The sequence below is a fragment of the Rhizobium sp. L51/94 genome, assembly GCF_019355555.1.
Lineage (GTDB): Bacteria > Pseudomonadota > Alphaproteobacteria > Rhizobiales > Rhizobiaceae > Rhizobium > Rhizobium rhododendri.
In genome coordinates this window covers 1217566-1241660 of sequence record NZ_CP072141.1, presented here as the reverse complement: position 1 = coordinate 1241660, position 24095 = coordinate 1217566, and the positions used below count along the sequence as shown (strand labels likewise).

Sequence of the window (24095 nt, the reverse complement as noted above, 5' to 3'; positions counted from 1 at the left end):
TCTCCCCAGCAGGGAGAAGGAGACTGGACACGTGACCTAGGAGATGAAGCCGACGATATCGCGGACCTGCTGCATGGTGACTTCGGCCCGGGCCCGGGCCCTTGCTCCACCATCGCGCAGCACGGCATCGATATGACCGGGGTCGGCCATCAGCCGGCGCATTTCGCCGGTGATCGGCGCCAGGGTAGCAACCGCGACATCGACCAGCGCCGGCTTGAAAACCGAGAACTGCTGGCCGCCGAATTCGGCGAGGACCTCCGCCTTGGTCTTGTCGGCAAGTGCTGCGTAGATGCCGACGAGATTGTCGGCTTCCGGGCGCCCGGCAAGTCCGGCGATCTCGCTCGGCAAGCCATCCGGATCGGTCTTCGCCTTGCGGATCTTCTTGGAGATGGTCTCCTCGTCGTCCATCAGGTTGATGCGCGACAGGTCCGATGGATCCGACTTCGACATCTTCTTGGAGCCATCCTTCAGCGACATGACACGCGGCGCAGGGCCATCGATCAGCGGTTCCACCAGCGGGAAGAAGGCATGCACCGGCTGTTCGCCAACGACGATATCAAGCCCGGTGCCAGCGCGGCGGATGTGCTCGGCGTAGTCGATGTTGAACTTCATGGCGATGTCGCGGGCAAGCTCCAGATGCTGCTTCTGGTCATCGCCGACGGGCACATGCGTGCCGCGATAGACGAGAATATCGGCCGCCATCAGGCTTGGATAGGCGTAGAGCCCGAGCGAGGCATTTTCACGATCCTTGCCAGCCTTGTCCTTGAACTGCGTCATGCGGTTCATCCAGCCGATGCGGGCAACGCAATTGAAGATCCAGGCGAGTTCGGCGTGCTGGGGCACGGACGACTGGGCGAAGACGATATGCTTTTCGGGGTCGATGCCGGCAGCGAGAAAAGCTGCGGTAATCGAGCGGATCTGGCCAGGCATGTCGTCGTGGACGAGTTGCGCAGTCAATGCGTGCATGTCGACGACGCAGTAGATGCAGTCGTTATTGTCCTGCAGCGCTACGAATTTCTTGATGGCGCCGAGATAATTACCGAGATGCAGGTTGCCGGTCGGCTGGACGCCGGAAAATACGAGTTTCTTGAATTCGGTCATGTCGTCCTCAATAGGCTTGTGGAAGGCCCCAGGGCTTTTCCGCCCATGTTGCAACATCGCGGCTTATGCACGGCGACAACCTGCCGAGCAAGAGGGATCTCAGGCAGAATGCTCGATCAGATCCCAGCGGTTGCCATAGGGATCGGCAAACACCGCGACCGTGCCATAGATTTCGCGCCGGGGCGCCTCCAGGAAGGTGACGCCCTTGTCCAGCATGGTGGCGTGATCGCGGGCGAAATCGCTGGTCTTCAGGAAAAAGCCGACGCGACCGCCGGTTTGGTTGCCGATTGCCGCACGCTGATCTTCACCCTCCGCCCTCGCCAGCAGCAACGCTGCCCCATCCTTGCCCGGAGGCCGCACCACGACCCAGCGCTTGCCATCGTCCTGGACCTCATCCTGCTGGCAATCAAATCCAAGCGCGTCGCAATAAAATGCCTTTGCAGCATCGTAATCGTCGACAACGAGGGTGACGAGAAAGACGGATCGGTCGGACATGTCGGGCTCTCTGTTATCTGGACGATGGTGTCGTGGGTTACTTAGGGCGGACGCCCACCGTCGAGTTAGGCAAAGGGTCGTCGGGATATCGACGGCCACCATACTTTACGGGCGTTGTCGGCGGAACTAAAGGAAGCATATGCCGAACATTCAAATCGATCGCGTCCATATTTCGGATGCTGAAGACCTCATCGAGGCAAACAGGAAGAGCAGAGCTTTTCATGCGCCCTGGATTGCTCCATTCACGGATATGGATGGCTTCGACGCGTGGTACGCCAGGACGATAACCGGACCCAACCTCGGCTTCGTCGCACGCGAGCGAGCAAGCGGTTCCATCGTCGGCGTGGTGAATATCAGCGAGATTGTTTGGGGCGCGTTCCGAAGCGGATACCTCAGCTATTACGGCATTTCCGGGCTTTCGCGGAAAGGCTTCATGACCGAGGCGGTCGATAGCGTCTGCAAACACGCTTTCGCGGAAATTGGTTTGCATCGGCTGGAAGCAAACATCCAGCCGGATAATGTTGCGTCACTGGCCCTGGTGCGGCGAGCCGGATTTCAGCGCGAAGGCTTTTCCGAAAGATACCTCAAGATCGCCGGCGAATGGCGCGACCATGAGCGGTGGGCGAGGCTATCCAGCTAGAGGGCACCGCACCATTGCAGTGCGGCGCCCCGAGTTTGCCTTAGCCAGCAGACACGCCGTCGAGGGCCCTGAGGACATCTTCGGTAAGCTGAAGGTCGGCAGCAGCCAGATTTTCCTTGAGATGCCCGACGGACGAGGTGCCAGGAATGAGCAGGATGTTGGGAGAGCGGCGGAGGAGCCAGGCAAGGGCAACCTGCATCGGCGTGGCGCCAAGGCTCGCAGCGACGCTGTCGAGAGCCGAGGACTGCAGCGGGCTGAAACCACCAAGCGGAAAGAACGGCACATAGGCGATGCCGTCGCGGGCGAGATCGTCGATCAGCGCGTCGTCGCTGCGGTGGGCGAGATTGTACATGTTCTGGATGCAGACGATGTCTGCGATACGCCGGCCTTCGGCAATCTGCGTCGGGGTGGCATTGCTGAGCCCGATGTGGCGTACGAGGCCCTGGCGCTGCAGGTCGGCCAATACGGTCATGGGCGCCTCGAGCGAGCCTTCGGCCGGCCCATGGGCGCTGAACATCAGGCGCAGGTTGACGACATCGAGCACATCGAGGCCAAGGTTGCGCAGATTGTCGTGCACGGCCTCGGTCAACTCGGCAGCAGAGAAGGCCGGGTTCCACGATGCGTCCGAGCCACGCTTGGCACCGATCTTGGTGACGATCACCAGATCGTCGGCATAGGGGTGAAGCGCCTCGCGGATCAATTGGTTGGTGATATGCGGACCGTAGAAGTCGCTGGTGTCGATGTGATCGACCCCGGCCTCGACAGCGGCGCGGAGCACAGCGATGGCGGCGTCACGATCACGGGGCGGCCCGAACACGCCGGGTCCGGCAAGCTGCATGGCGCCGTAGCCCATGCGTTTGACGCTGTGACTGCCGAGAGTGAATGTGTCTGGCTGATGGGTAGCGGACATGGCTTTCTCCTGTGAAGCAGGAGGTAGAAATAGGGCTCGCTGCCCCATCTGGAAATAACCGCAATCCGCACAGGCTGTGCGGCATCGTGAACAATGACGGCGCCCGCCCCCATGGCATGATGGAGTACCGAGCGCTGCACGAAAGCGGCAACATCAGCGTATCTGCAGGCTCACCCAATAGAGCATCAGCATGCTGAGGAGTGTCAGCGAGACCTGCTTAAACCGTCTTACCCTTTTTGTGCGGACACCTGTCCAATCGTACTGCATCAAGCAGCCCTCTCCTTATCGCGTCCTCAGCAATCATTGCCATGGAGCGCGGCAGCAGCGAGCCGCATCCTCGCCTGAGCTTGGTATATTACGAAACTTGCGTATAGCATTTGTACCGCTTTCAGCTTCGTGCAACGCCTATGAAGACTGAGACGGGGCGGCACGTTTACGCACGACCATCATCAGGTTTTCCTTGGGACGCAGCGTGACTTTCATGATGGCCTTCTTATCTGCCGCACCATGATTGCCGAGCCTCAGCGCTGGCAAGAGTACAGCGAGGATAGCGACGGCCTCCATGACGGCGAAAGCATTGCCGATACAGACCCGTGGCCCTGCCCCGAACGGCATGTAGGCGTAACGGTGGCGGGCCTTGGCGGCATCCGGGGCAAACCGAGCGGGATCGAATGTCTCGGGATCGGACCAGAGCGACGGATGACGATGGAGTGCGTAGATCGGCACGTAGATATCCGCACCTGCCGGGATCCTGAATTCGCCCAGTGCGAACTCACGCAAGGCCGTCCGGGTGATGATGGGAGCCGGCGGATAGAGCCGCATGGCCTCCGAGAAGACTTGCCTGGTGTAGCCGAGCCTCGCGACGTGTTCCGGGCGCAGCGGGCCTCCCCCGGTCACCGTTGCGATTTCCGCGAGGACAGCGGCCTCATATTCCGGGTGCTTTGCCAGGAGATGGAGTGTCCAGGCAAGGCCCAGCGCCGTCGTCTCGTGTCCAGCCGTAATGAAGGTCATGAGGTTATCAACGATTTCGCCGTCGCTCATGCTACGGCCGCTTTCCGGATCGGAGGCGGAGAGCAGCATCGATACGAGGTCGTAACGGGCATCGGGCGCAACCCGGCGCTCGGCGATGACCCTGGCGAGGCTCGAGCGCAAAAACGCCACTGCATCCCGCGCCTTGCCGCGACCGGGAAAGGGAACCCATTCCGGAGCGCCGAGCATGGCGAGTGCGAATGTCCAACCGCTAGGTTTCAGGTAGTCGGTGATCCCCTGCTCGACCCGCGCCACGTCGATTCCATGGCCGCCCGACATCATGGTCTCGACGATAATGTCGAAGGTGGTGCGCATCATTTCGTGGCCGATATCGACGGTGCTGCCCTCGGCTGCCAGAAGCCGGTCCCGGGTGGTTTCCGCCGCTGCGATCATGGCGGGTTGCAGTTCGACAAGCCGATCATGGCGAAATGCGCCGGCGACTGCCTGTCGCTGCCATTTCCAGTGCGACCCGTCGGCAGTGAGAAGCCCTTCGCCGAGGGCCGGACCCAGCGCCCTGCGCACATTCTCGCCCTTGCTCAGCGCATCCGCATTGCCAACGAGAGCTTCGTGAATGAGGACGGGATCGGTGAGATAGACATGAGTCTTGCCGGCGCGCTTGGCGAAAACCACGCGTTCCGTGAACACTTGCGGGGGCAAGGCCTGCAGCGGATTTCTGATCACCGCGACAATTGCTGCGGCGGTGGACCGGCGGGGAATAAACGGCAAGTTGGACGATGAGGGCACTGCGGTTGCGGCTTGCATGCCTGGCTCCTTGTTCGAACGCAGAAACTGCGATAGCGTCTACCTTAAGGTGATTACCTTAAAGAGAAATAAGGTGAATACCTTATATTTGCAAGGGGCGGATATGGTCGATGGTGATTTGCCGGCAGGAAAGTCGAAGAAACGCATGCCCACGCGCGACAGGATCCTGGTCGCAGCGCTTTCGCTGTTCAATGAAAAGAGCCCCGGTCGTGTGACTACAGCCGAGATTGCCGGCATGGTCGGGATCAACGAGGGAAACCTTTATTACCACTTCCGCACCAAGGAGTCGCTGATCACCAGCCTGTTTTCAGGGTTCGAGACGGCGGCGGCCGGCTTTGTCACGAGCGCGCACTCCGCTCCTGCCAACGATCCGGCGAGCTATCCCGGCCTTCTGCGCCAGTGGTTTTCGCTCGTTTGGGACTATCGCTTCCTGTTTCGCGACCTTGTCGACCTGCTTGCGGTTGCTCCATCGCTCGCCGAGGCAATCCGGAGTGTCAGCACGCTGATGGGCCACGCGCTGGACGAAATCCTGAAGCGTATGGAAAGCGAGGCCCTGATCACCGTACCAGCCGACGACAGGGCGCCTCTGCTGGCAAATGTGTGGATCGTCGCCACCTACTGGGCCGTGTATCTCAACCTGCAGCAGCGGGTATCGGCGCTCGGAGAGGAGCACCTGGACTGGGGTATCAACCAGGTATCCGCGCTTTTCCGCCCTTATCTCAGCCCCGCCGCAAGGCAGGCATTCGAAGAAATCCGCGAGACAACCCTGTCGCCCCAGGCAGTCGTCACGCTGTAGGCCCCTCATCCTTTGCCACCGGCTTGCGATTGAGGTTTCGGCGAATCATGCCAAGATTTGCGCCGCCGATGAGGAAGGCGGTGGCGAAATAGACAACCATCGAAATGGCGATCAACAAGCCGAGAGTGCCGAGCTTGGTCGGTAGCGATGCACTGGACGCCAGTTCGGGTGCCCAGCGCTGCTTCAGATAAAAGATGACGGCACCCATGACGCAGGCGGCCACGACCAGCAGCGCGGCACGGCGGGCCAGCGCCCATTCCCACACCAGGTGGCCGCGACGCAGGAGCGTGCCAAACAGCAGTACCGTGCTGATCCAGCCTGCCGTCGCCTCGGCCACTGCAATGCCGGGAGCGCCCATATGCGGGAATAGGGTCAGCGCCGTGGCGCAGTTCACAGCGACGGCGACAGCGGAAAAGCGCATCGGCGTTTTCGTATCCTCGCGGGCGTAAAAGCCCGGCTGCAGCGCCTTGATCATGACGAAGGCAGGCAGGCCGATGCCGTAGATGGCAAGGATAGCGCCGACGACGGCGGTGTTCTGCGCGTGGAAAGCGCCGCGCTCGTAGAGCAGCCGGATGATCTCGTCGGAGAGGATCCACAACGCGAAGGCGGCGGGAATGGTCATGAACAGCACGAATTCGATCGAGCGGTTCTGCAGGTTGCCGGCCTCGCGCAGGTTGCCGCCCTTCAGCGAACGGGCAAGTTCCGGCAGCAGCACGACGCCGACTGCGACGCCGACGACACCGAGCGGCAGCTGGTAGATGCGGTCGGCATATTGCAGGGCGGCGATGGCGCCTTCCTGGCTGGAGGCGATGGCCTGGCCGATCATCTGGTTGATCTGGGTAATGCCGCCGGTAATCGCGGCAGGAACTGCCAGAATAAGCAGCCGCTTGACGTTGGGCGTGATTTTCGGAAAGCGGATACCGATCGAGATGCCGGCATGCAGCACGCCGAAATAGACGACAGCCAGCTGCAGGATGCCGGCGACCAGCACACCCCAGGACATATACCAGGCAGTCGAAAGCGGTGGCGCGCCGACATAGAGCGCGTAGAGCAGCGCGCCGATCATCACCACGTTGAGGAAAACCGGCGCGATGGCGGCAGCGAAGAAATGATGCAGCGAATTCAGCATGCCGCTCATCATCGCCGTCAGCGACATGCACATCAGATACGGGAACATCACTGCCGCCATGCGCACCGTGATCGACATCTTGTCGGCATCGTCGGCAAAGCCCGGCGCGATGACAAATCGAACCAGCAGCGGCATGCAGAGTTCCATCACCACGGTGATGAGGAACAGCACGGAAAACAGCACGCCAAAGACTTCCTCGGAAAACCGCTTTGCGCCGTCGATGCCGTTCGCCTCGATCTCCTTGGCAAAAAGAGGCACGAAGGCGGCATTGAAAGCGCCCTCTGCAAAGAGCCGGCGAAACAGGTTGGGAAAACGGAAGGCGGCGTAGAAGACGTCGGCCATCGGCCCGGTACCGAGCGCTGCCGCCATCAGTGTTTCGCGGGCGAAACCAAACATGCGGCTGCCGAGCGTCGCGCCACCGACGGTCGCAAATTTACGTACGAGACTCATGCTGCGGAACCGGCCTTTTCTTCATGATCGTCGAGCGGCGTCTCCGAGGGGGCGATAATGCCCGACGGCATGCGCTGGCGCAGCTCGTCCTCCTCGCCAGCCATCACAGCCTTCAGCCGGGCGATGATGTTGCCGCGCTTGTTCTCGTTGGAAATCTTCTGGCCGACGAGATCGGTGACGTAGAACGTATCGATGACCTTTTCACCGAAGGTCGTGATGCGGGCCGACTGGATGTCCAGCGACAGATCGGAGAGGACCGCCGTCACCTCCGACAAAAGTCCGGTCCGGTCGAGACCCTCGACCTCGACGACGGTGAACTTGTTCGACAGGCTGTTGGAGATCGTTGCCGACGGTGAGACGACGAACGCCTTGCTCTTGCGCTTGAGCTTGGTGCGATTGGCGATCACCTCGGGAAGAAGCTTGCGACCGGACAAAACGTCCTCGATCATCTTGCCGATGGTGGCAGCACGACGCAACTCGTCGGCATCGTCCGGAAACTCGCGACTGACATGGATGGTGTCGAGCGCACGGCCGTCAGCCGTGGTGAAAATCTGCGCGTTGACGATGTTGGCGCCGGACGCCGCACAGGCACCGGCAATCACCGCCAGCAGGCGCGGATGGTCGGGCGACAGGACCGTGATCTCGGTAATGGCGTGGAAACTATCGGTCCGGACCATGGTCGCCAGCACCTGTCCGGCCTTGTCTGTCTGGCGAATGAACCCGGTATGGCGGATCTGGTCTTCCAGGGAGACGGACAGCAGATAGGGCTGGTAGTGCAGCTTGACGTAGGCTTCGCGGTCGTGCTCGCTCCAGTCGGACAGCGCATTGAACAACGCCTCGGCAGCGTATTTGGCGCGTTCGTTTCGCGACACTTCCGAAAAGCCGCCAGCCAGGAGCAGCTCTGTCTCGTAGTATAGCGTGCGCAGCAGCTGGCCCTTCCAGCCGTTCCAGACCCCGGGGCCAACGGCGCGGATGTCGCAGACGGTCAGGATGACCAGCATCTTCAACCGCTCGAGAGACTGCACACGGTCAGCAAAATCGATAATCGTCTTGCGGTCGTTGAGGTCGCGGGTCTGGGCTACCATCGACATCGTCAGATGTTCCTCGATCAGCCAGACGACAAGTTCGGTCTGCTTCGGCGACAGGCCGAAGCGCGCCGCCAGTTTGCGGGCGACCCTTGCGCCGGCAATCGAGTGATCCTCGAGCCGACCCTTGGCGACATCGTGCAGCAGCACGGCGACGTAGAGGGCCTCGCGATCCTCGACATGGGGCATCAGCTTGTTCACGAGCGGATGAATTTCCTCGGCCTTGCCCTTGTCGATCTCCGACAGGATGGCAACGGCGCGGATCAGGTGCTCGTCGACCGTGTAGTGGTGATACATGCTGAACTGCATCATCGCGACGATCTTGCCGAACTCGGGAATGAAGCGGCCGAGCACGCCGGCCTCGTTCATCCGGCGCAGGATCAGCGCCGGATCGCGGGGCGAGGTCAGGATCGACAGGAACAGCCGGTTGGCTTCCTCGTCCTCGCGCAGCCGGATATCGATCAGCGACAGCGAGCGTGTCACCAGCTTCAGCGCATCGGGGTGGAATTCCAAATTGTTGATGTCGGCGACATGAAACAGCCGGATCAGGCTGACAGGATCCCGCTTGAAAACATCGGGATTGGCGAGCGCGATGCGGCCGCGATCCTCGACGAACTCGATAGAGCCGGCGATCTTGCGCGAGCGGTGGGTGAAGCGGCTGAGCACGCCGGACAGCCCCGGCGTTGCCTTGGCCTGCTCGTCCTCCAGAGCGGCACAAAGGATGCGCGTGAGATCGCCGACATCCTTGGTCACCAGGAAATAGTGCTTCATGAAACGTTCGACAGCAGAAAGACCGGGACGGGCGTGATAGCCGAGCGCCTCGGCGATTTCGCGCTGGATGTCGAATGACAGCCGCTCCTCAGCCTTGTTGGTGAGGAAATGCATGTGGCAGCGCACCGCCCAGAGAAAATCGTCGGCCTTTTCGAACAGCCGGTATTCGCTCTTCGAGAGTACGCCAAGCTTGACGAGTTCGATCGTGTTGCGGACGTGATAATAGTATTTCGAGATCCAGAACAGCGTGTGCAGGTCGCGCAGACCGCCTTTGCCTTCCTTGACGTTGGGTTCAACCAGATAGCGGGTATCGCCGGCCTTGCGATGACGCTCGTCGCGCTCGGCCAGTTTGGCAGCAACGAATTCCGGCCCGGTGCCGATGACGATTTCCTTGTCGAAGCGCCCCTCGAGCTCGGTCGCCAGAGGCCGGTAACCGCAAATGAAGCGGGTTTCGAGAATGGCGGTGCGGATCGTCATGTCCGACTTCGACAGGCGAATGCACTCTTCGATGGTTCGGGTGGCGTGACCGACCTTGAAGCCCATGTCCCAGAGAACATAAAGCACGAACTCGACGGCCTTGTGGGTATCGTCCTCGGGCTTTGGCTGGAACAGGAACAGCAGGTCGATGTCGGATCCCGGCGCCAGCGTGTCGCGACCGTAGCCACCGACCGCGGCGACGGCGAACTTGTCCTTCTGGCCGGGGTAGACCTGCGTGACCGCGACATCATAGAGGATGGTGATCAGCTGGTCCTGCAGCCAGGAAATCTCGTGCGCGCAGTCGAGACCGCTGCCATGGGCAAAGAGCCGCAACCGGGCGCGCTCGCGTGCCTCCTGGCTGGCCCTTTTTAGAGGCGGCAAAAGCGCGTTGCGCAGGTCTATCCGGGTGCCCTTGTGTGCGGCGATGACGGCGTCGCATTCGGCCCTGACGGCGGTCACGTCCAGAATGCCGGGATAATCGATGACAGCCATCCTGCGCCGGCCAAGGTGCTTCTCGTTGTCGGCCATCCTCTGCTGGAGCGCCTCACTCTTCGTTGCCATGCGCTATAGCCCTTCTGACTCGCCGATGACAGGCATCATAAAAACCAGAGTGTTTATATTTGACGAAGGTGGACGAAGCCGGTCGCGGGGAGCATCCGTGCACACCTGATGTCCCGCCTAGGCTTCACTGCGGCCTTCAGCGATATTCTTTGCCTCGATAGCCTTCATGTCATTGATATGATAGAGGATCTGTCGAGACTGCGCACCGATTTGTGCCAGCAGTTCGCGGTCGCACTCCCAATAACCGGCAGCCGAAATGCGGGTGGAAATATCCGAGATGCGGCCGCAAGCAAGCACGATGTCAAGCAGGCCACGGGCGGAATGCCACTCGATGGTCGCTTCCGGCTTCGGTCGCGCTTCGGGCATGACGAAACGGTCGGAGAGATTTCGAACTTCGGTGAGCAGTTTTTCGATATGCATGACGCGATCCCGTTTCCGACTTCAGCCGGCCTCACTGAGCTTCTTCTTCAATTCGTAGAGCGCGTCAAGCGCCGCGCGCGGTGTCAGGTCATCGAGGTCGATGGCCCTCAACGCCTCTTCGACCTTGGACGTTCCCCGTGCGCGGGACGCCTCGTCGCGGCGAACCGCCACCTGGAACAGCGGCAGGTCGTCGATCAGCGAGGATGCCGGGTTCTTGCGGTCGGCGTCCTCAAGCCTCGTCAGGACATCGCGGGCGCGCTCCACGACGGAAGCCGGCAGACCGGCCAGTCGCGCCACCTGGATTCCGTAGGAGCGATCGGCGGCACCCGGTCCGACCTCGTGGAGGAAGATAACCTCGCCATCCCACTCCCGGACCCGCATCGTAGCGTTGGCCAGACGCCCGAGTTTTTCCGACAGTGCGGTCAATTCGTGAAAATGTGTGGCAAACAGGCCCCGGCAACGATTGCCTTCGTGCAGGTGCTCGACCGCTGCCCATGCGATCGACAAGCCATCGAAAGTCGCAGTGCCACGGCCGATTTCATCCAGGATGACCAGCGAACGGTCGCTGGCCTGGTTGAGGATGGCCGCTGTCTCGACCATTTCGACCATGAAGGTCGAGCGCCCGCGGGCAAGATCGTCAGATGCACCGACGCGCGAAAACAAGCGGTCGACGATGCCGATATGGGCCGACGTTGCCGGCACGAAGCAGCCCATCTGGGCGAGAATGGCAATCAGCGCATTCTGGCGCAGGAAGGTCGACTTGCCGCCCATGTTCGGGCCGGTCAGCAGCCAGATGGCGCCGTCCCGCGCCCCATCGCGCGGTGAGAGATCACAGTTGTTAGCGACGAAAGGACCTGCCGACTGGCGACGCAGGGCCTGCTCGACCACCGGATGGCGGCCGCCACCGATGGCAAACATTTTCGAATCGTCCACCGTTGGCCGGCAGTAGGCCTGCTCTTCGGCCAGCAACGCCAGGCCGGCGGCGACATCGATGACGGCGAGCGCCCGGGCACCTGCCTTGATCGCCTCGGCCTTGCGAACCACGGCTGCCACCATTTCGTCGAAAGCCTTCAGTTCGATCGCCAGCGCCTGGCCGCCGGCATTGGCAATACGGCTTTCGAGATCGGCCAGTTCCGGCGTCGTGAATCGCATGGCATTCGCCATCGACTGGCGATGGATGAAGCGTCCCTTGGCCTCTGGTGTATCGATCATCGGGCCGGCACTGCCGGCGGTGACTTCGATGAAATAGCCGAGCACATTGTTGTGCTTGATCTTCAGTGACTTGATGCCGGTTTCCTCGGCATATTGCAGCTGCAGCCCGGCGATCACCCGGCGCGACTGATCGCGCAGGGCCCGGACCGCATCGAGATCAGCATCGGCACCCTGTCGCAGAAAGCCGCCATCACGCTTCAACAGCGGCAGCTCATCGGCGAGCGTGCCGGTGAGCAGCGATTCGAGCTCTTTCGGCAGCGTCTTCAGCCCGGCAAGAGCATCGTCGAGTTCGCCCGGCAGCAGCGCTGCGCCCAGCATCTCGGCAATCGCGAAAGCCGCGCCCAGCCCCTTGGCAATCGCAAACAGGTCGCGTGGTCCGCCCCGGTCGAGCGCCAGTCGCGAGAGGGCGCGGGGCATATCCGGCACGTGCTTCAAGGCTGACCGCAGATCGCTGCAGAGGGAGGGCTCCTCGAGCAGGAAGCCTATCGAATCAAGCCGGGCATTGATACGCGCGGGATCCGTCAGCGGTGACATCAGCCGTTCGGCCAGCAACCGAGCACCGCCGCCTGTCACGGTGCGATCGACGGCTTTCAGCAGCGTGCCGTTGCGGTCTCCAGACTGGGTCCGTACCAGTTCCAGATTGGCGCGGGTGGCGGGATCGATGAACAGCGTCGAGGCGCCGCTTTCGCGCTCCGGCCGGCCGAGTGGCGGGCGCTCGGCGATCTGGGTCTTTTCGACATAGGCAACGGCTGCAGCAGCGGCGGCAAGCTCGGCGCGGGTAAAGCTGCCAAATCCGTCGAGCGTCGCGACGTTAAAATAGCGGGTGATACGTCCTTCGGCACTGGCGCTATCGAACAGCACCGATGGCTGCGGCACCGCCACGCGCCCCAGCACATCGAACACGGGCTTGAGCTCCGGATCGTGAAACATCGTGTCGGGCAGGATCAACTCGCGCGGATCGATGCGGATGATGTCGGAGAGCAGACGCGACTGATCGGTCTCGGCCAGCCGGAAAATGCCGGTCGAGATGTCGATCCAGGCGAGCGCCAGCTGCGGCTCGCTGCCGCCACGGATGCGGGTGAGTGCCATCAGATAATTGGATTCGGACGGCGAAAGCAGTTTTTCCTCGGTGATCGTGCCTGGCGTCACCAGCCGCACGACATCCCGCCTGACGACGGATTTGCCACCGCGCTTCTTTGCCTCGGCCGGGTCTTCGATCTGCTCGCAGACGGCGACACGGAAGCCCAACGAGATCAGCTTCTGCAGGTAATCGTCGGAGGCGTGAACCGGCACGCCGCACATCGGGATATCCTGCCCCATGTGCTGGCCGCGTTTCGTCAGCGTGATGCCCAGAGCGCGCGACGCCTCGACGGCATCCTCGAAGAACAACTCGTAGAAATCGCCCATGCGATAGAACAGCAGCGAACCGGGATTGTTCGCCTTGATCTCTATGTACTGCTCCATCATCGGCGTTGCCGACGCGCGGCTTGCGTCAGTGGCAAGCTCGCTTGCCGAGTAAGGCTCGATCCTGGGTGCGATGCGTTCGTTCACTGTGATTTTTCTGTCCCAAAACAAGCCGGCACCCTATCTGCGCGGAGGCGGGCAAGACAACAGCAATCGGGACGACACCACGTATCGCCCACAGGACGTTTTGCGGTTTGCAGCCCCGATGCCCTAGCCGACCGCCAGCACTGCGTCCGCAAAAGCCTCAGGCGCCTCCTGCGGCAGGTTGTGGCCGGCGCCGGGCAAGACCAATCGCTCGTACGGCCCGGTGAAATGAAGATGGACCGCGTCTGCCGGGCTCGGCGGGTCTACTCCATCGTCGCCGCCTTGCAGGACGATGGTCGGCGTCGCGATGGCCGGTTGGGCCGCGAGATGCCGCTCGATCTCCGCGTAGGCGGGGTCACCCGCAACGAGACCGAACCGGTGGCGATAGGAATGGATCACGGTAGCGACAAAATCGGGATTGTCGAAGGCGGAAGCGCTGCGGGCGAACGTCTCCTCGTCGAAGGACCAAGTCGGCGACCACAGACGCCAAAGCAGCCGGCAGAGACCTCGCCGGTCGGCGGCCAGCCCAATCCTGCCGCGTTCGCTGTGAAAGTAATACTGGTACCAGAACCGGTATTCCGCCTCCGGCGTGTCCGGTTCCACAGATCTGGCGATGTTCTGGATGTTGTATCCGGTCCCGCCGCTGACCAGTCCCCGCACCCGGTCAGGCCAAAGTGCTGCGACGATGCAGGCTGCGCGACCGCCCCAATCATAGCCCGCAAGAACTGCCGACGGGATCGACAGCGCATCCATCAGGGCCAGCAGATCGGCACCGAGCGCTGCCTGTTCGCCTGAGCGCGGCGTGTCCGGATCGAGAAAGCGGGTTGCGCCATAGCCGCGCAAAAAGGGTACGATACAGCGCTTTCCGGCTGCCGCCAGCCGCTCGGCTACAGCCTCATAGGCATGGGGGTCGTAGGGAAATCCGTGGAGGAGTATGACGGGCGCTCCGTCGACGCGGCCCGTTTCGTAGTAGGCGATGTCCAGAACGCCGGCGACTACAGTTCTCATGACGCTTGCGACCCTCCACTTCACCGCGACAATTCACGCGTGCATTGAAGTTTAGGATGCGTGGCCACCAAGGCAAGGCATTGCATCGATCAAGGTGATGATTTCGTCAAGACCGGCGGGCGTCTAGCTCAGGAAGCGATCCGCCTGCGCGCCGTAGTGGTTGACATAGCGATCGGAAATGCTGGCGATCGGCAGCACGATCAGCACATCGGTGGTATTGAAGGCATGATCGACAACGGCCTGCGTGCCCACCATCGCACCGAGGCGAAGATATCCCTTGATCAGCGGCGGCATCGCCATCAGCGCTTTGCGTGCATTGATCGCCTCGGCCGGCATCAGGTCCATTGTGCGGGCGAGCGAGGGAAGCGCGTCTGCCGCCCATTCACCTTGGGCACGCACGTTGTGGTAGAGGAAAGACAAAGCCAGCGCATGCTCTTCAGGCCGTATGCCTGGGAAGGAAGCGCAGCCGAACATGGCGCCCATGCCGTGTTTCAGCGCGTAGGCCCAATTGCCCTGCCACAAGAGCTCGACGATCCGTTTTGTGCGATAGGCCGGCAGCACGCAGGAGCGGCCGAGTTCCATGAACTGCTTGTCCGCATGACGGGCGATCAGGGCATCGGTGGCAAATTCCGAAGCGGAGTAGAAACCACCGTGGGCCATGGCGACTTCCTGCCGCAGTAGCCGGTACGTGCCGACAATCTGGTCCTCGGTATCGCCTTCGATGGAATGATCGAGCACCAGCAGATGATCGCAGATAGCATCCCAGCTATCGACGTCGCGCTTCAGGCGCATCGCCTCGGCTGGCAACTGGGCGTGCATCTCCTCGACGAATACGCGATAGCGCACCGCCTGGGCAGCGTCGATTTCGCGCTCGTTACGGGCAAGGCGCGTTTCCAGATTACCGATTCGGCCGAACACGTCCCCAGTCACTGGGGCGCTCGTTTTTTTGATATTTTGAACAGTGTCGCCCTGAACTTCGCGATTTAACATTTCGATGGACATGGCGTTTCCCGACTTTGGGTTGTTTGATCGCCATAAAGCAAATTCTTGCGACAAGAAAGTGACATGCTGCGTCGCCAAATGCAAGGCGACGCAGCACCATCGGAAGCGCTAATTGGCAGCTTTACGACAGTCGTGCGAAGTCGACCGTCATTGCAGCTAGCGTCTCGACCTCCTGGATCAGCCGCTGCGGATCGGCGGGCTTTGCAAGCACGATGCTGGCACCGTTCAAAAGCGCGGCGCGGCGGGTTTCATCGCGGCTATCAGCTGTCAGGACGATGACGGGCACCGGCGACAATCCCTGCCGGCGCTCGTGGGCGCGCAGCCGTCCCAGCATTTCGACCCCGTCGCCACCAGGCATCGACAGATCGGTGACGATAATGTCGGGGCGACTGTGGCCGGCATGCCAGGCTCGGTCGAGCAGGCTCTCGACATCCTGCACGACATCGACGGCATGCCCCGCCTTGGTGAGTACAGCGCGCACCAGCATGGCATTGACCGGATCGTCCTCGGCCAACACGATGGAAATTCCGGTACCCTCCGGCAGCTCGGGCAAGGTCATGAAACCGGGCTGGTTGTCATTGATGGCATCCCGTCGCTCCATACCGCGCATCCGGCCGCGCAAGACGTCGATCAGCGATTGCTCGCGCAACGGCCTGATCAGCCAGGCGTCGAACATGTCGAATTCCTCTGCGTTGCGCTGCTCCGGCGTCACCAAGAAAATACGGCGCAGGCCGGGCGCAATGACACCGAGACGATCGGCGAACTGGGAAAGAAATTGCGGCGCCATGCGATTGTCGACGATGACGTCCGTCGGAGGCCCCTCGGCCTCCATCAGCGTATCCAGCGTGAAATTCCCGGCATCGCCGGCCTCGATCAGCCGGCAGGTGCCGCCAAGCATGCGGATGGTCTCTGCTGTGGCCGTGGCGGCGGGACCGTCCGGGGCAATCAGCAGCACGCGGGAGGATTTCAGCATCGTGGCACGATGGTTCCGACTGAGCTGGTTGGCGGGCAGCTCGACCGGGAACCGCACGATGAACTGGCTACCGACGCCTCTTTCGCTGACGACCGACATCCTGCCGCCAAATTCTTCGACTATGCGGGCGGAAATAGTCAAGCCGAGGCCCGTGCCGCCGCTCTTTTCCGAAGCGTCGCCGGCCTGCTCGAATGCGCCGAAAACGCGGGCTTGTTCTTCGGGCGTCATGCCCGGGCCGCTGTCCTGAACTGTAATGACCAAGTCTCCGTCGTCGTAGGCCGCGCGCACCAATACGCCGCCTCTCTGGGTAAATTTGACCGCATTGCCGATCACGTTGAACAAAACCTGGCGCAATCGTGCGGGGTCGAAGCTCATCAGCTCGGGAATGTCAGAATGAACGGTCGCGCCGATCTCGATGCCCTTCTCATGGGCACGGTGGGCAAGCATCTCGACGACACTCTCGATCAGCCGGCGCAGTGATTCGGCGCGCGGATGGATCTGGAAACGGCCGCTCTCGAGCGTGGAAAAATCCAGCAGGTCCTCGACCAGCTGGACCAGCGCCTGGCCCGATTGGCGTATTCCATCCAGGTAGCTTTCCTGCGCGGGGGTCAATCCCGTCTGGCCGATCAAGTGGCTCATGCCCATGATTCCCGACAGTGGCGTGCGGATTTCATGGCTGACGGTAGCGAGGAGCTGGGATTTTGCCGCGCTCTCATGCTCCGCCTTCAGGCGGGCCTGTTCGCGTTCGCGCGTGGCAAGGCGTTGGTCGGTGATGTCGCGAGCAATGCTCTCGATGCGCAACTGGCCGGAGGCGGGATCGCGCATCATCACATCGCGCCAGGCATAGATGCGCTGCCCCTGCGGCGTGGCGATCTCCACATCGTAATGATCGGGCCGGTCGTCCGGTCGGAAGGCAATACCGATCTCGTCGCAGGTCATGCCTTCGGGTCGCGCCTTGCCCGTCACCAGCCGGAACGTCGCATTGGCGTGGAGAATGCGGCGGTTCAGACCGCGCGTGACGGCGATATCACCGAGGGCGTCGTGGATATCCGACAAGAAATTTAGCGGCTGTGCAGGCTGGTCATTGATCGCAGTTGCGCTTGCGTGCGGTTCAGCTGACGCCAGCGGTGCTGATCTGGTGACCGACCGGCCGATGACGGCCGCAAACAGGACCGCGAGACCAAAGATACCGACGACACCCGCTAGGGCTGCCGCGCCTGCCACGTAGCCTGCGGCAAGCAACAGGCCACCGGCGACAACACCGGCGCCGCCGAGCCATAAGCGGCCTAAACGGCTTGAGGAGAGCCATGCGTCGGGGGCAGTGGATCCGGAATTCTCCACCGGCGTCACGGCAGGGTTACCCGGCGGCTCGCTCAGGCCCTGCCCGAAGGCCGAAGACAGACGTTTCTGGAGATCTGCCGGTGTGTTCATGGTCTCGAATTACCACGACCACCCTTCTCAACGCCTTCCGGAAACCTTTCAAATTTTAGGTTTTGGGCTTTTTCGGAAGCAGCAGTTCATCGAGAATCACGGCGCCTGCGCCGACCGTAATAAAACTGTCGGCCAGGTTGAAGACGGCAAAGGACCACGTTTCGGTGTGGAACAGGATGTAGTCGATGACGTGGCCGTAGAGAAAACGGTCGACCAGATTACCAAGCGCCCCCGATATGATCAGCGCGAAACCGAGATGGGCAAGCCAGCGATCCTTGGCGGCATGGCGCCAGAGATAGAGCACGAAGACCACGATGATCAACCGCATGCCGACGATCAGCCAGCCGTCCAGGCCCGAAAGCATGGAGAAGGCGACGCCGAGATTGTAGGTGCGATAGAGATCCAGCATCGGAATGACGGGGACGGCCTGCTGCAGCGGCAGGTAATGGTCTACGGCGATCTTGATCGCCTGATCGAGTATGACGGCGATGACGATGAAGATCAGGATCGGCAGCGGCCTGGAGAACAGTGCTTGCCGCTGCGGTGCGGTGGAGCTGACTTCGGTCATCTTGCCTCGCTGAGCGTCAGGACATGTCGGCGGGCCTCAAACAGCATCACGGCTGTCGCCACCGCAAGGTTGAGAGAATCGGCACGTCCCTGTTGAGGAATCCGCGCCAAGGCATCCGCCTGGGTCGCGAGAGCTTCCGGCAGGCCGGATTGCTCGTTGCCCATCAGCAACACGATTGGCCTCTTCTTGTAATCGATGGTGCGGTAGTCGACGGCGCCGGCCAGATGGGTGGCGACGACGGAAACGCCGGCGTTCTTCTTCCAGACGAGAAATTCGTCGACCGTCGCATGGGTGACGGGCACGGCGAACACCGAGCCCATGGTGGCGCGCACGGTTTCCAGCGAGAACGGGTCGGTCGTCTCGCCGACAAGGATGACACCGGCGGCGCCTGCAGCATCGGCTGTCCTGATGATCGTGCCGAGGTTGCCGGGATCGCGGACGCGGTCGAGCGCCACATAGGTCTCGCCCGCCTTAGGCCGGATGTCCTTCAGGGCCCGCCAGCGCTGATCGAAGATACCAACGACCATTTGCGGATTGTCGCGTCGGGTGATGCTAGACAGCACCTTTTCGTTGACCTCCAGCACGAGCCCGCCGGAGGCCACCGTGCGGGCTGCCATCTTGTCGACAAGCGGCTTGCCCTTGGCGGCCTTGGCATAAACCAGCGTGCGGATGGTCCAGCCGAGCTCGATGGCGTCGATCACCAGCTTCAGGCCTTCGGCCATGAAGGTACCGGTTTCCTGACGCGCCTTCTTGTCGGTCAGCGCCTTGATGTCCTTGATGATGGGATTGGCAAGCGAGGTCACTTCCTTGACCTGGCCGACCCGGCGCGCGCCCGTGTCGCGAAAATCGTCGTTCATTGCGGCACCCAGCGGCTGAAAAGAGAAGTGGAGAGTGCCCTGCCCGGCTGCTTGCCGTCGAGGCCGGTCTCGCGAATGACCAGTTCGCCGGATTCGACGACGCCAGCGGCACCGCGCATGGTTTCGCGCATCAGTTCATGGATCGAGTAGAAGCTGGCGCGGATCGAATAGGCGGTCAGCACGAGGCCGAGGGCGTCGGGCGACAGGATTTGCCGGCAGATATCCAGCATCATCGGCAGATGCTCGAAAAGGTGCCAGACTTCGCCGTTCGGGCCGCGGCCAAATTTCGGCGGATCGGTCAGAATGATATCGTAAGTATTGCCGCGCCGTTCCTCACGCAGGATGAACTTCATTGCATCCTCGCAGATCCAGCGGATCGGCAGCTTCTCCATATGACCGAGAGCCTGGTTCTCGCGACCCCAGCCGATTGCCTTCTTGGAGGCATCGACATGGGTGACCTCTGCACCGGCCCGGGCTGCCACCAGCGAGGCAACGCCGGTGTAGCCGAACAGGTTCAGCACCTTTAGCGGCCGTTTCGAGGCCTCGATCTGCTGTTTCATCCATTCCCAGTGAACGATCTGCTCGGGGAAGACGCCGACATGGCGGAACGACGTGAAGCGGCCATGAAAATCGACGTCGAGCAGTTGCAGCGGCCATGTTTCGCCGAGCGCTGCGCGGGGAAAGCGCCAGCGTCCCATGCCGTCCTCTTCCGTATCACCGGTAAAGATGGCATCGGCATTCTCCCAGACCGAAGCAGGCAAAGTCGGCGGCCAAAGCGCCTGGGCCTCGGGGCGAACGATCCGGTAGGGGCCGTATTGCTCGAGCTTCAGCCCGTTGCCCATGTCGATGAGGTGGAAATCGCCAGCGCCAGAGGATTCCAGGATGATCGGCACGCGCTCTGGCGGTCGCTCGCCGCTGCGCACCAACAAAGGACGCTCAGCAGCGGCGGGTCCACCTTGGGTTTCGGCGATGCGCTCACTGCGCGCGGCTTCCGCACGGGGTGTCGCCTCGCGGGGACGCTCTTCGCGCACCGGCCTCGTGTCGCGCGCAGGTTGGGCATAGGGCTTGGCGCGGCCGCTCGGGGCATCCGCGCGCGGGGCTTTGCCACCTGGGCCAGCGCTCGACCGTTGTCCAGGCCGGCGTTCCTTTTGTTTCACCATTGTTGTCTCGATATTGACGTCGGCGTGCAAATAGCATCTGGGCGGCTCTTGGCAAAGCGCTTTCCGATCTGCAATTGTCGGCGGAAGTGCAGGCATGAAGGGAGATGGACGATGGACATGACCGGCGAAGTGCGGATTTCCGCAACCAGAGATGCCGTGTGGGCCGCGCTCAACGACCCCCAGATCATCAAGCAGTGCATTCCACGCTGTGAAAGCTTCGAGCGGGTGTCGCCAACGGAGTTTGTCGCCCTGATCAAATTCCGCATCGGCCCGCTGTCTGCCTCGTTTCATGGGGATGTTAAGCTCTCCAACATCAATGCACCCGACAGCTACACCATCGAGGGCGAAGGCAGGGGCGGCATCGCCGGCTTTGCCAAGGGCGGCGCCGACGTGGTGCTCGAGGCAGACGGCGCGGAGACGATCCTGCACTATACAGCGCGCGGCGAGATCGGCGGCCGGATTGCCCATATGGGCTCGCGACTGATCGATTCCAGCGCCAAGAAGCTGGCCCAGCAATTCTTCGATGACTTCAACGCTGCAATCAATGGCAAGATCGAAGCTTAAAGACAGGCTCTATCCCAAGGCATCCGCTTGACGACACGACAATGGAATATCCGACCGGCGGTCGATGGCGATCAGCCGATGCTTTCAGATATCTATCTGAAGGCTCGGCGCGCGACATTTACCTGGGTCGATCCCGCCCGCTTCCTCCTCGAAGACTTCGCCACTCACTCGAAGGGCGAAAGCATTTTCGTCTGTGAGGATGCTGATGGGACGATTGCAGGGTTTATCGCTATTCTCGATGCGGACGCGTTCATCCACATGCTCTACATCCGCGCGGAATGGCAGGGCGCCGGAGCGGGAACGGCCTTGCTGCAGGCATTGCCCGGATGGCCGCGGCGACGTTACCGCCTGAAATGCCTGGTGAAGAACAAGGCTGCCCGGAGCTTTTACGAGCAAAGAGGGTTTGTCGTGACCGGCCTCGGTACATCCGCCGAGGGCGACTACAACGACATGGTGTTCAGGCCGGTTACAGACTGGAATTTGTAATTCACTTTGCCGGCAGATGGCCGGCGATCTGTTCAGCGCGATTGCGATGGCGGTCAGCCTCGGCCTGCCAACGGACGGCCTCGCGGGCTTCCGTGCGGGCACGTTTACGATAACGCCCCTGCGTGAACCACGTCGCAGCCGAGCCGATCACCATACCGAGAATCAGTGTCACGAAAAGGAACACGAATAACGGTGCGCTGAGAGACAGGACCTGATCTTCGGGGCGAAACGGATTGAATGCCATCGTCACAAGCTGCCGGTTGGCGACGCAGAAGATGATGAGGATGATGCCGATCGGCAGCAGCACCAACAGGTTGACGATCTTCTTTGCCATTCACAGTCTCCTTGTCGACGACAGGCAATCTGGCGCTACCGTTATTAGGCACCATACCGGCTTTCTGACGTTCCTCTTCATCCCGGCGACAGGATAAGAACGATTGGGGCAACTTCAAGAGGCAACGGCTTGGATAGCGGTCTCAGCTGTCGTCGTCTTCGTCATGGCTGCCAGGATTGAGGCGCTCGCGGAGCTCCTTTCCAGTCTTGAAGAACGGTACCCATTTTTCCTCAACGAAGACCGTATCGCCGGTGCGCGGGTTGCGACCGGAGCGCGACGGGCGGTTTTTAACCGAAAAAGCACCGAAACCACGCAGCTCGACCCGGTTACCGCCAGCCAGGGCATCCGTGATCTCGTCGAGGACCGCATTGACGATATTCTCGACGTCACGGTGATAAAGATGCGGATTTCGCGCCGCAACGATCTGCACCAATTCCGATTTGATCACGGTGGCCCCCTAAATCATTGAGTTATCAATGCGCATCACCCTGCCAAACAGAAAGCAGGCCGTCAAGAAACAACTTCTCAGACAACAGCTTCTGCGCGCCATCACCCTTAACAAAATCGCCATAACCGAGCAATGTGATGAGATCGGCCGCAGCGCCGGGCAGGAAGAATGGTGATGTGCGGCGTGGCGCATCCCAATCGACGACAGGCAAGTCCTTGGCGACCTTTCGCGTTTCGAGATAGGCGCGGATGTCATCGTCGCCGCCGAGACTGTCGACCAGCTTGTTTGCCAGCGCCTGACGACCGGTGAAGATGCTGCCATCGGCCAGCTTCAGGACCTGATCGCGCGGCAATTTACGGCGATCCGCAACGAGATCGACGAACCAGCCATAGCTGTCCATCACCATATTGTTGATCATCGCCTTGGCCTCGTCGCTCGGCGGATGAAACGGCGAAGGCTCGGCCTTCATCGGCGACGACTTGATCGCCTCCATGGAGACACCGAGTTTGTCGAGCAGATCCTTGACCTGAGGATATTGGAGGAGCACACCGATCGAGCCGGTGATCGACGTATCGCCGGCAACGATCGTGTCTCCGGCAGCGGCGACGAGGTAGCCAGCCGATGCGGCCATCGTCCGGATATCGGACACGACCGGCTTCTTGGTAGCCACCGCGCGGATAGCCTTGAATATGCGCTCACCGCCATAAGTGGTACCACCCGGCGATGAAATCGACACGATCAGTGCCTTGACTTGGTTGTCGTCCTCGATCGTCTTCAGGCGCTCCAGAAGTTCCTTATCATCCTGGATGACGCCGGTGATTGCGACGCGAGCGATCTGCGGCTTGCGGCCGGCACCGAGTTCGCCACCGGCAAAACGATATAGCGCAAAGCCGAGACCGACCAGCAGGAGGACTGCAACGATGCGCCAGAAGCTTAACTTGCGGCGTAATTGTCGACGGTCCGCAATTGCAGAACTCTCCATGAGGTCCTATTTCCTTTTATGACAATAACCAGATAATCGCCGAGAGCGCGGCGTTGTTAACTTAAAGCAGCATATGGTCGACGGACAGATGACGTCGTCGTTTGCATCCGATGCCTTTTGTTGCCGAAAAAAATGCGTATTGGCAAGCTAATGCAAGCGTGCGAAATGTGATTGCAAGCCTATAAGTGCGCTGCACAAACTGCGCTGCCGGAACCAGAGAGACGGACCGCCGATGTCAAACACTGCCGAATCAACCGGCCCGGGCCGCCAATTGACGCCCGAACTGCGCGCCTACGACGCCGCGGTCGCCAACTCGGGACGTGTCCGCCGACTGAAAATCCTGCTGCCGATCGCAGCCGTCATCATCTCGCTGATTTTCATTACCGTCTCGGTGGTGCGCGCCTACATGCCGGAAAACATCTCGATCCAGGGCGCATCCATCGAGGACGGCAAGATCGTCATGCAGAGACCGGCGATTGCCGGGCGCAACTCCGACGGCATCAACTACTCCATGCTTGCGGAAAAAGCGCTGCAGGACATCAAGAACCCGAACTTGATAACGCTGAAAAACATCAAGGCAGCCATGCCCGTCAGCGACGGTGTCGCGCATGTCACCGCCCTTAGCGGCGACTTCGACCGTGCTGCCGATACCATGAAGCTGACGGAGCCCTTTACCGTCACGCTCGACAACGGCCTGCGTGCGGAATTCAAGGGCGCCTTCCTCGATATCAAGGGCGGATCGCTCGTTACGCAACAGCCCGTCGCAATCTTCAAAGGCCTCGCGTCAATTGTTGCACAGTCGCTCAAGATGACGGATAAGGGAAATGTAATCGAATTCGACGGACAGGTGAAAATGCACATCGATGCTTCCACCATCCACAATACGGGCAGCTAAC

The 24095-nt window shown here is 61.2% G+C and carries 22 protein-coding genes; 5 read left to right on the top strand and 17 right to left on the bottom strand.

The genetic code is table 11. The features are described from left to right. Positions 1–36 precede the first annotated feature (36 nt). Positions 37–1101 carry a tryptophan--tRNA ligase gene (gene trpS, locus J5274_RS05905; protein ID WP_142823864.1) on the bottom strand — a complete coding sequence of 355 codons (1065 nt, stop codon included), beginning with the start codon at positions 1099–1101 and terminating at the stop codon, positions 37–39. 99 nt (positions 1102–1200) lie between these two features. After that, positions 1201–1596 carry a VOC family protein gene (locus J5274_RS05900; protein WP_142823863.1) on the bottom strand — a complete coding sequence of 132 codons (396 nt, stop codon included), beginning with the start codon at positions 1594–1596 and terminating at the stop codon, positions 1201–1203. 139 nt (positions 1597–1735) lie between these two features. Between J5274_RS05900 and J5274_RS05895 the strand changes: the two genes are divergently transcribed. After that, positions 1736–2236 (top strand): GNAT family N-acetyltransferase, encoded by a 501-nt coding sequence (locus J5274_RS05895; RefSeq protein WP_142823862.1) that lies wholly within the window; start codon positions 1736–1738, stop codon positions 2234–2236. A gap of 40 nt (positions 2237–2276) precedes the next feature. Here the strand turns inward: J5274_RS05895 and J5274_RS05890 are convergent, their stop codons facing one another. Together J5274_RS05890 and J5274_RS05885 are read right to left on the bottom strand one after the other, a co-directional pair. Further along, a complete protein-coding gene (locus tag J5274_RS05890) occupies positions 2277–3146 on the bottom strand; it encodes an aldo/keto reductase family oxidoreductase (RefSeq protein ID WP_142823861.1) in 870 nt (289 codons plus the stop codon). A 405-nt stretch (positions 3147–3551) separates the two neighbouring features. Then, positions 3552–4937, bottom strand: coding sequence for a cytochrome P450 (locus J5274_RS05885; RefSeq protein WP_142823860.1), 1386 nt, complete (start codon positions 4935–4937; stop codon positions 3552–3554). 103 nt (positions 4938–5040) lie between these two features. Between J5274_RS05885 and J5274_RS05880 the strand changes: the two genes are divergently transcribed. Beyond that, complete coding sequence (locus J5274_RS05880) at positions 5041–5733, top strand: TetR/AcrR family transcriptional regulator (RefSeq protein WP_142823859.1); 693 nt, start codon at positions 5041–5043, stop codon at positions 5731–5733. On the opposite strand, the gene murJ is transcribed toward J5274_RS05880, so the two are convergent. The 10 genes from murJ to J5274_RS05830 form a co-directional block, all read right to left on the bottom strand. After that, positions 5723–7312, bottom strand: coding sequence for a murein biosynthesis integral membrane protein MurJ (murJ, locus tag J5274_RS05875; protein WP_142823858.1), 1590 nt, complete (start codon positions 7310–7312; stop codon positions 5723–5725). The genes J5274_RS05880 and murJ overlap by 11 nt on opposite strands. Continuing rightward, a complete protein-coding gene (locus J5274_RS05870) occupies positions 7309–10206 on the bottom strand; it encodes a [protein-PII] uridylyltransferase (RefSeq protein WP_142823857.1) in 2898 nt (965 codons plus the stop codon). The genes murJ and J5274_RS05870 overlap by 4 nt, the downstream gene beginning before the upstream one ends. A gap of 117 nt (positions 10207–10323) precedes the next feature. Beyond that, positions 10324–10626, bottom strand: a complete 303-nt coding sequence (locus J5274_RS05865; RefSeq protein ID WP_142823856.1) for a hypothetical protein — start codon at positions 10624–10626, stop codon at positions 10324–10326. Between the two features lie 21 nt (positions 10627–10647). Beyond that, entirely contained in the window at positions 10648–13305 is a 2658-nt protein-coding gene (gene mutS, locus J5274_RS05860) for a DNA mismatch repair protein MutS (RefSeq protein WP_219274936.1), read from the bottom strand. A 207-nt stretch (positions 13306–13512) separates the two neighbouring features. Beyond that, positions 13513–14394: an alpha/beta fold hydrolase gene (locus J5274_RS05855; protein WP_142823855.1), complete on the bottom strand. Its 882-nt coding sequence runs from the start codon at positions 14392–14394 to the stop codon at positions 13513–13515. A 123-nt stretch (positions 14395–14517) separates the two neighbouring features. Continuing rightward, complete coding sequence (locus J5274_RS05850; protein WP_142823854.1) at positions 14518–15396, bottom strand: GNAT family N-acetyltransferase; 879 nt, start codon at positions 15394–15396, stop codon at positions 14518–14520. 121 nt (positions 15397–15517) lie between these two features. Then, positions 15518–17800 (bottom strand): hybrid sensor histidine kinase/response regulator, encoded by a 2283-nt coding sequence (locus J5274_RS05845; RefSeq protein ID WP_142823853.1) that lies wholly within the window; start codon positions 17798–17800, stop codon positions 15518–15520. Between the two features lie 55 nt (positions 17801–17855). Next, entirely contained in the window at positions 17856–18368 is a 513-nt protein-coding gene (gene lspA / locus J5274_RS05840) for a signal peptidase II (protein WP_209182631.1), read from the bottom strand. Beyond that, a complete protein-coding gene (locus J5274_RS05835) occupies positions 18365–19225 on the bottom strand; it encodes an RNA methyltransferase (protein ID WP_142823851.1) in 861 nt (286 codons plus the stop codon). Before J5274_RS05835 ends, lspA begins: the two co-directional genes overlap by 4 nt. Then, positions 19222–20385: a class I SAM-dependent rRNA methyltransferase gene (locus J5274_RS05830; RefSeq protein ID WP_142823850.1), complete on the bottom strand. Its 1164-nt coding sequence runs from the start codon at positions 20383–20385 to the stop codon at positions 19222–19224. Before J5274_RS05830 ends, J5274_RS05835 begins: the two co-directional genes overlap by 4 nt. A gap of 111 nt (positions 20386–20496) precedes the next feature. Between J5274_RS05830 and J5274_RS05825 the strand changes: the two genes are divergently transcribed. Further along, a complete protein-coding gene (locus tag J5274_RS05825) occupies positions 20497–20949 on the top strand; it encodes a carbon monoxide dehydrogenase subunit G (protein WP_142823849.1) in 453 nt (150 codons plus the stop codon). Positions 20950–21027: 78 nt separating this feature from the next. Further along, positions 21028–21435 (top strand): GNAT family N-acetyltransferase, encoded by a 408-nt coding sequence (locus J5274_RS05820; protein ID WP_142824439.1) that lies wholly within the window; start codon positions 21028–21030, stop codon positions 21433–21435. Between the two features lies 1 nt (position 21436). Here the strand turns inward: J5274_RS05820 and J5274_RS05815 are convergent, their stop codons facing one another. The 3 genes from J5274_RS05815 to sppA all read right to left on the bottom strand — a co-directional run bounded on the left by J5274_RS05815 (position 21437) and on the right by sppA (position 23199). Continuing rightward, positions 21437–21769 (bottom strand): LapA family protein, encoded by a 333-nt coding sequence (locus tag J5274_RS05815; protein ID WP_142829113.1) that lies wholly within the window; start codon positions 21767–21769, stop codon positions 21437–21439. A 142-nt stretch (positions 21770–21911) separates the two neighbouring features. Further along, positions 21912–22217 carry an integration host factor subunit beta gene (locus J5274_RS05810; RefSeq protein WP_142823847.1) on the bottom strand — a complete coding sequence of 102 codons (306 nt, stop codon included), beginning with the start codon at positions 22215–22217 and terminating at the stop codon, positions 21912–21914. Between the two features lie 25 nt (positions 22218–22242). Next, complete coding sequence (gene sppA / locus J5274_RS05805; protein ID WP_142823846.1) at positions 22243–23199, bottom strand: signal peptide peptidase SppA; 957 nt, start codon at positions 23197–23199, stop codon at positions 22243–22245. Between the two features lie 232 nt (positions 23200–23431). Here sppA and J5274_RS05800 point away from each other — a divergent pair, with 232 nt between their 5' ends. After that, the gene (locus J5274_RS05800; protein ID WP_142829111.1) at positions 23432–24094 is read left to right on the top strand and encodes an LPS export ABC transporter periplasmic protein LptC; all 663 of its coding nucleotides are present in this window, start codon (positions 23432–23434) and stop codon (positions 24092–24094) included. Position 24095: the final 1 nt, after the last annotated feature.

Excerpts from the sequence above, each read along its gene's own strand:
- sppA (WP_142823846.1), bottom strand. The coding sequence starts at position 23,199 with ATGGAGAGTTCTGCAATTGCGGACCGTCGACAATTACGCCGCAAGTTA.
- J5274_RS05865 (WP_142823856.1), bottom strand. The coding sequence starts at position 10,626 with ATGCATATCGAAAAACTGCTCACCGAAGTTCGAAATCTCTCCGACCGT.
- J5274_RS05835 (WP_142823851.1), bottom strand. The coding sequence starts at position 19,225 with ATGAACGACGATTTTCGCGACACGGGCGCGCGCCGGGTCGGCCAGGTC.
- J5274_RS05845 (WP_142823853.1), bottom strand. The coding sequence starts at position 17,800 with ATGAACACACCGGCAGATCTCCAGAAACGTCTGTCTTCGGCCTTCGGG.
- J5274_RS05885 (WP_142823860.1), bottom strand. The coding sequence starts at position 4,937 with ATGCAAGCCGCAACCGCAGTGCCCTCATCGTCCAACTTGCCGTTTATT.
- J5274_RS05850 (WP_142823854.1), bottom strand. The coding sequence starts at position 15,396 with ATGTCCATCGAAATGTTAAATCGCGAAGTTCAGGGCGACACTGTTCAA.
- J5274_RS05895 (WP_142823862.1), top strand. The coding sequence starts at position 1,736 with ATGCCGAACATTCAAATCGATCGCGTCCATATTTCGGATGCTGAAGAC.
- mutS (WP_219274936.1), bottom strand. The coding sequence starts at position 13,305 with ATGATGGAGCAGTACATAGAGATCAAGGCGAACAATCCCGGTTCGCTG.
- J5274_RS05880 (WP_142823859.1), top strand. The coding sequence starts at position 5,041 with ATGGTCGATGGTGATTTGCCGGCAGGAAAGTCGAAGAAACGCATGCCC.
- J5274_RS05815 (WP_142829113.1), bottom strand. The coding sequence starts at position 21,769 with ATGGCAAAGAAGATCGTCAACCTGTTGGTGCTGCTGCCGATCGGCATC.
- J5274_RS05830 (WP_142823850.1), bottom strand. The coding sequence starts at position 20,385 with ATGGTGAAACAAAAGGAACGCCGGCCTGGACAACGGTCGAGCGCTGGC.
- J5274_RS05855 (WP_142823855.1), bottom strand. The coding sequence starts at position 14,394 with ATGAGAACTGTAGTCGCCGGCGTTCTGGACATCGCCTACTACGAAACG.
- J5274_RS05800 (WP_142829111.1), top strand. The coding sequence starts at position 23,432 with ATGTCAAACACTGCCGAATCAACCGGCCCGGGCCGCCAATTGACGCCC.
- lspA (WP_209182631.1), bottom strand. The coding sequence starts at position 18,368 with ATGACCGAAGTCAGCTCCACCGCACCGCAGCGGCAAGCACTGTTCTCC.
- J5274_RS05820 (WP_142824439.1), top strand. The coding sequence starts at position 21,028 with ATGCTTTCAGATATCTATCTGAAGGCTCGGCGCGCGACATTTACCTGG.
- J5274_RS05900 (WP_142823863.1), bottom strand. The coding sequence starts at position 1,596 with ATGTCCGACCGATCCGTCTTTCTCGTCACCCTCGTTGTCGACGATTAC.
- J5274_RS05870 (WP_142823857.1), bottom strand. The coding sequence starts at position 10,206 with ATGGCAACGAAGAGTGAGGCGCTCCAGCAGAGGATGGCCGACAACGAG.
- J5274_RS05825 (WP_142823849.1), top strand. The coding sequence starts at position 20,497 with ATGGACATGACCGGCGAAGTGCGGATTTCCGCAACCAGAGATGCCGTG.
- murJ (WP_142823858.1), bottom strand. The coding sequence starts at position 7,312 with ATGAGTCTCGTACGTAAATTTGCGACCGTCGGTGGCGCGACGCTCGGC.
- trpS (WP_142823864.1), bottom strand. The coding sequence starts at position 1,101 with ATGACCGAATTCAAGAAACTCGTATTTTCCGGCGTCCAGCCGACCGGC.
- J5274_RS05890 (WP_142823861.1), bottom strand. The coding sequence starts at position 3,146 with ATGTCCGCTACCCATCAGCCAGACACATTCACTCTCGGCAGTCACAGC.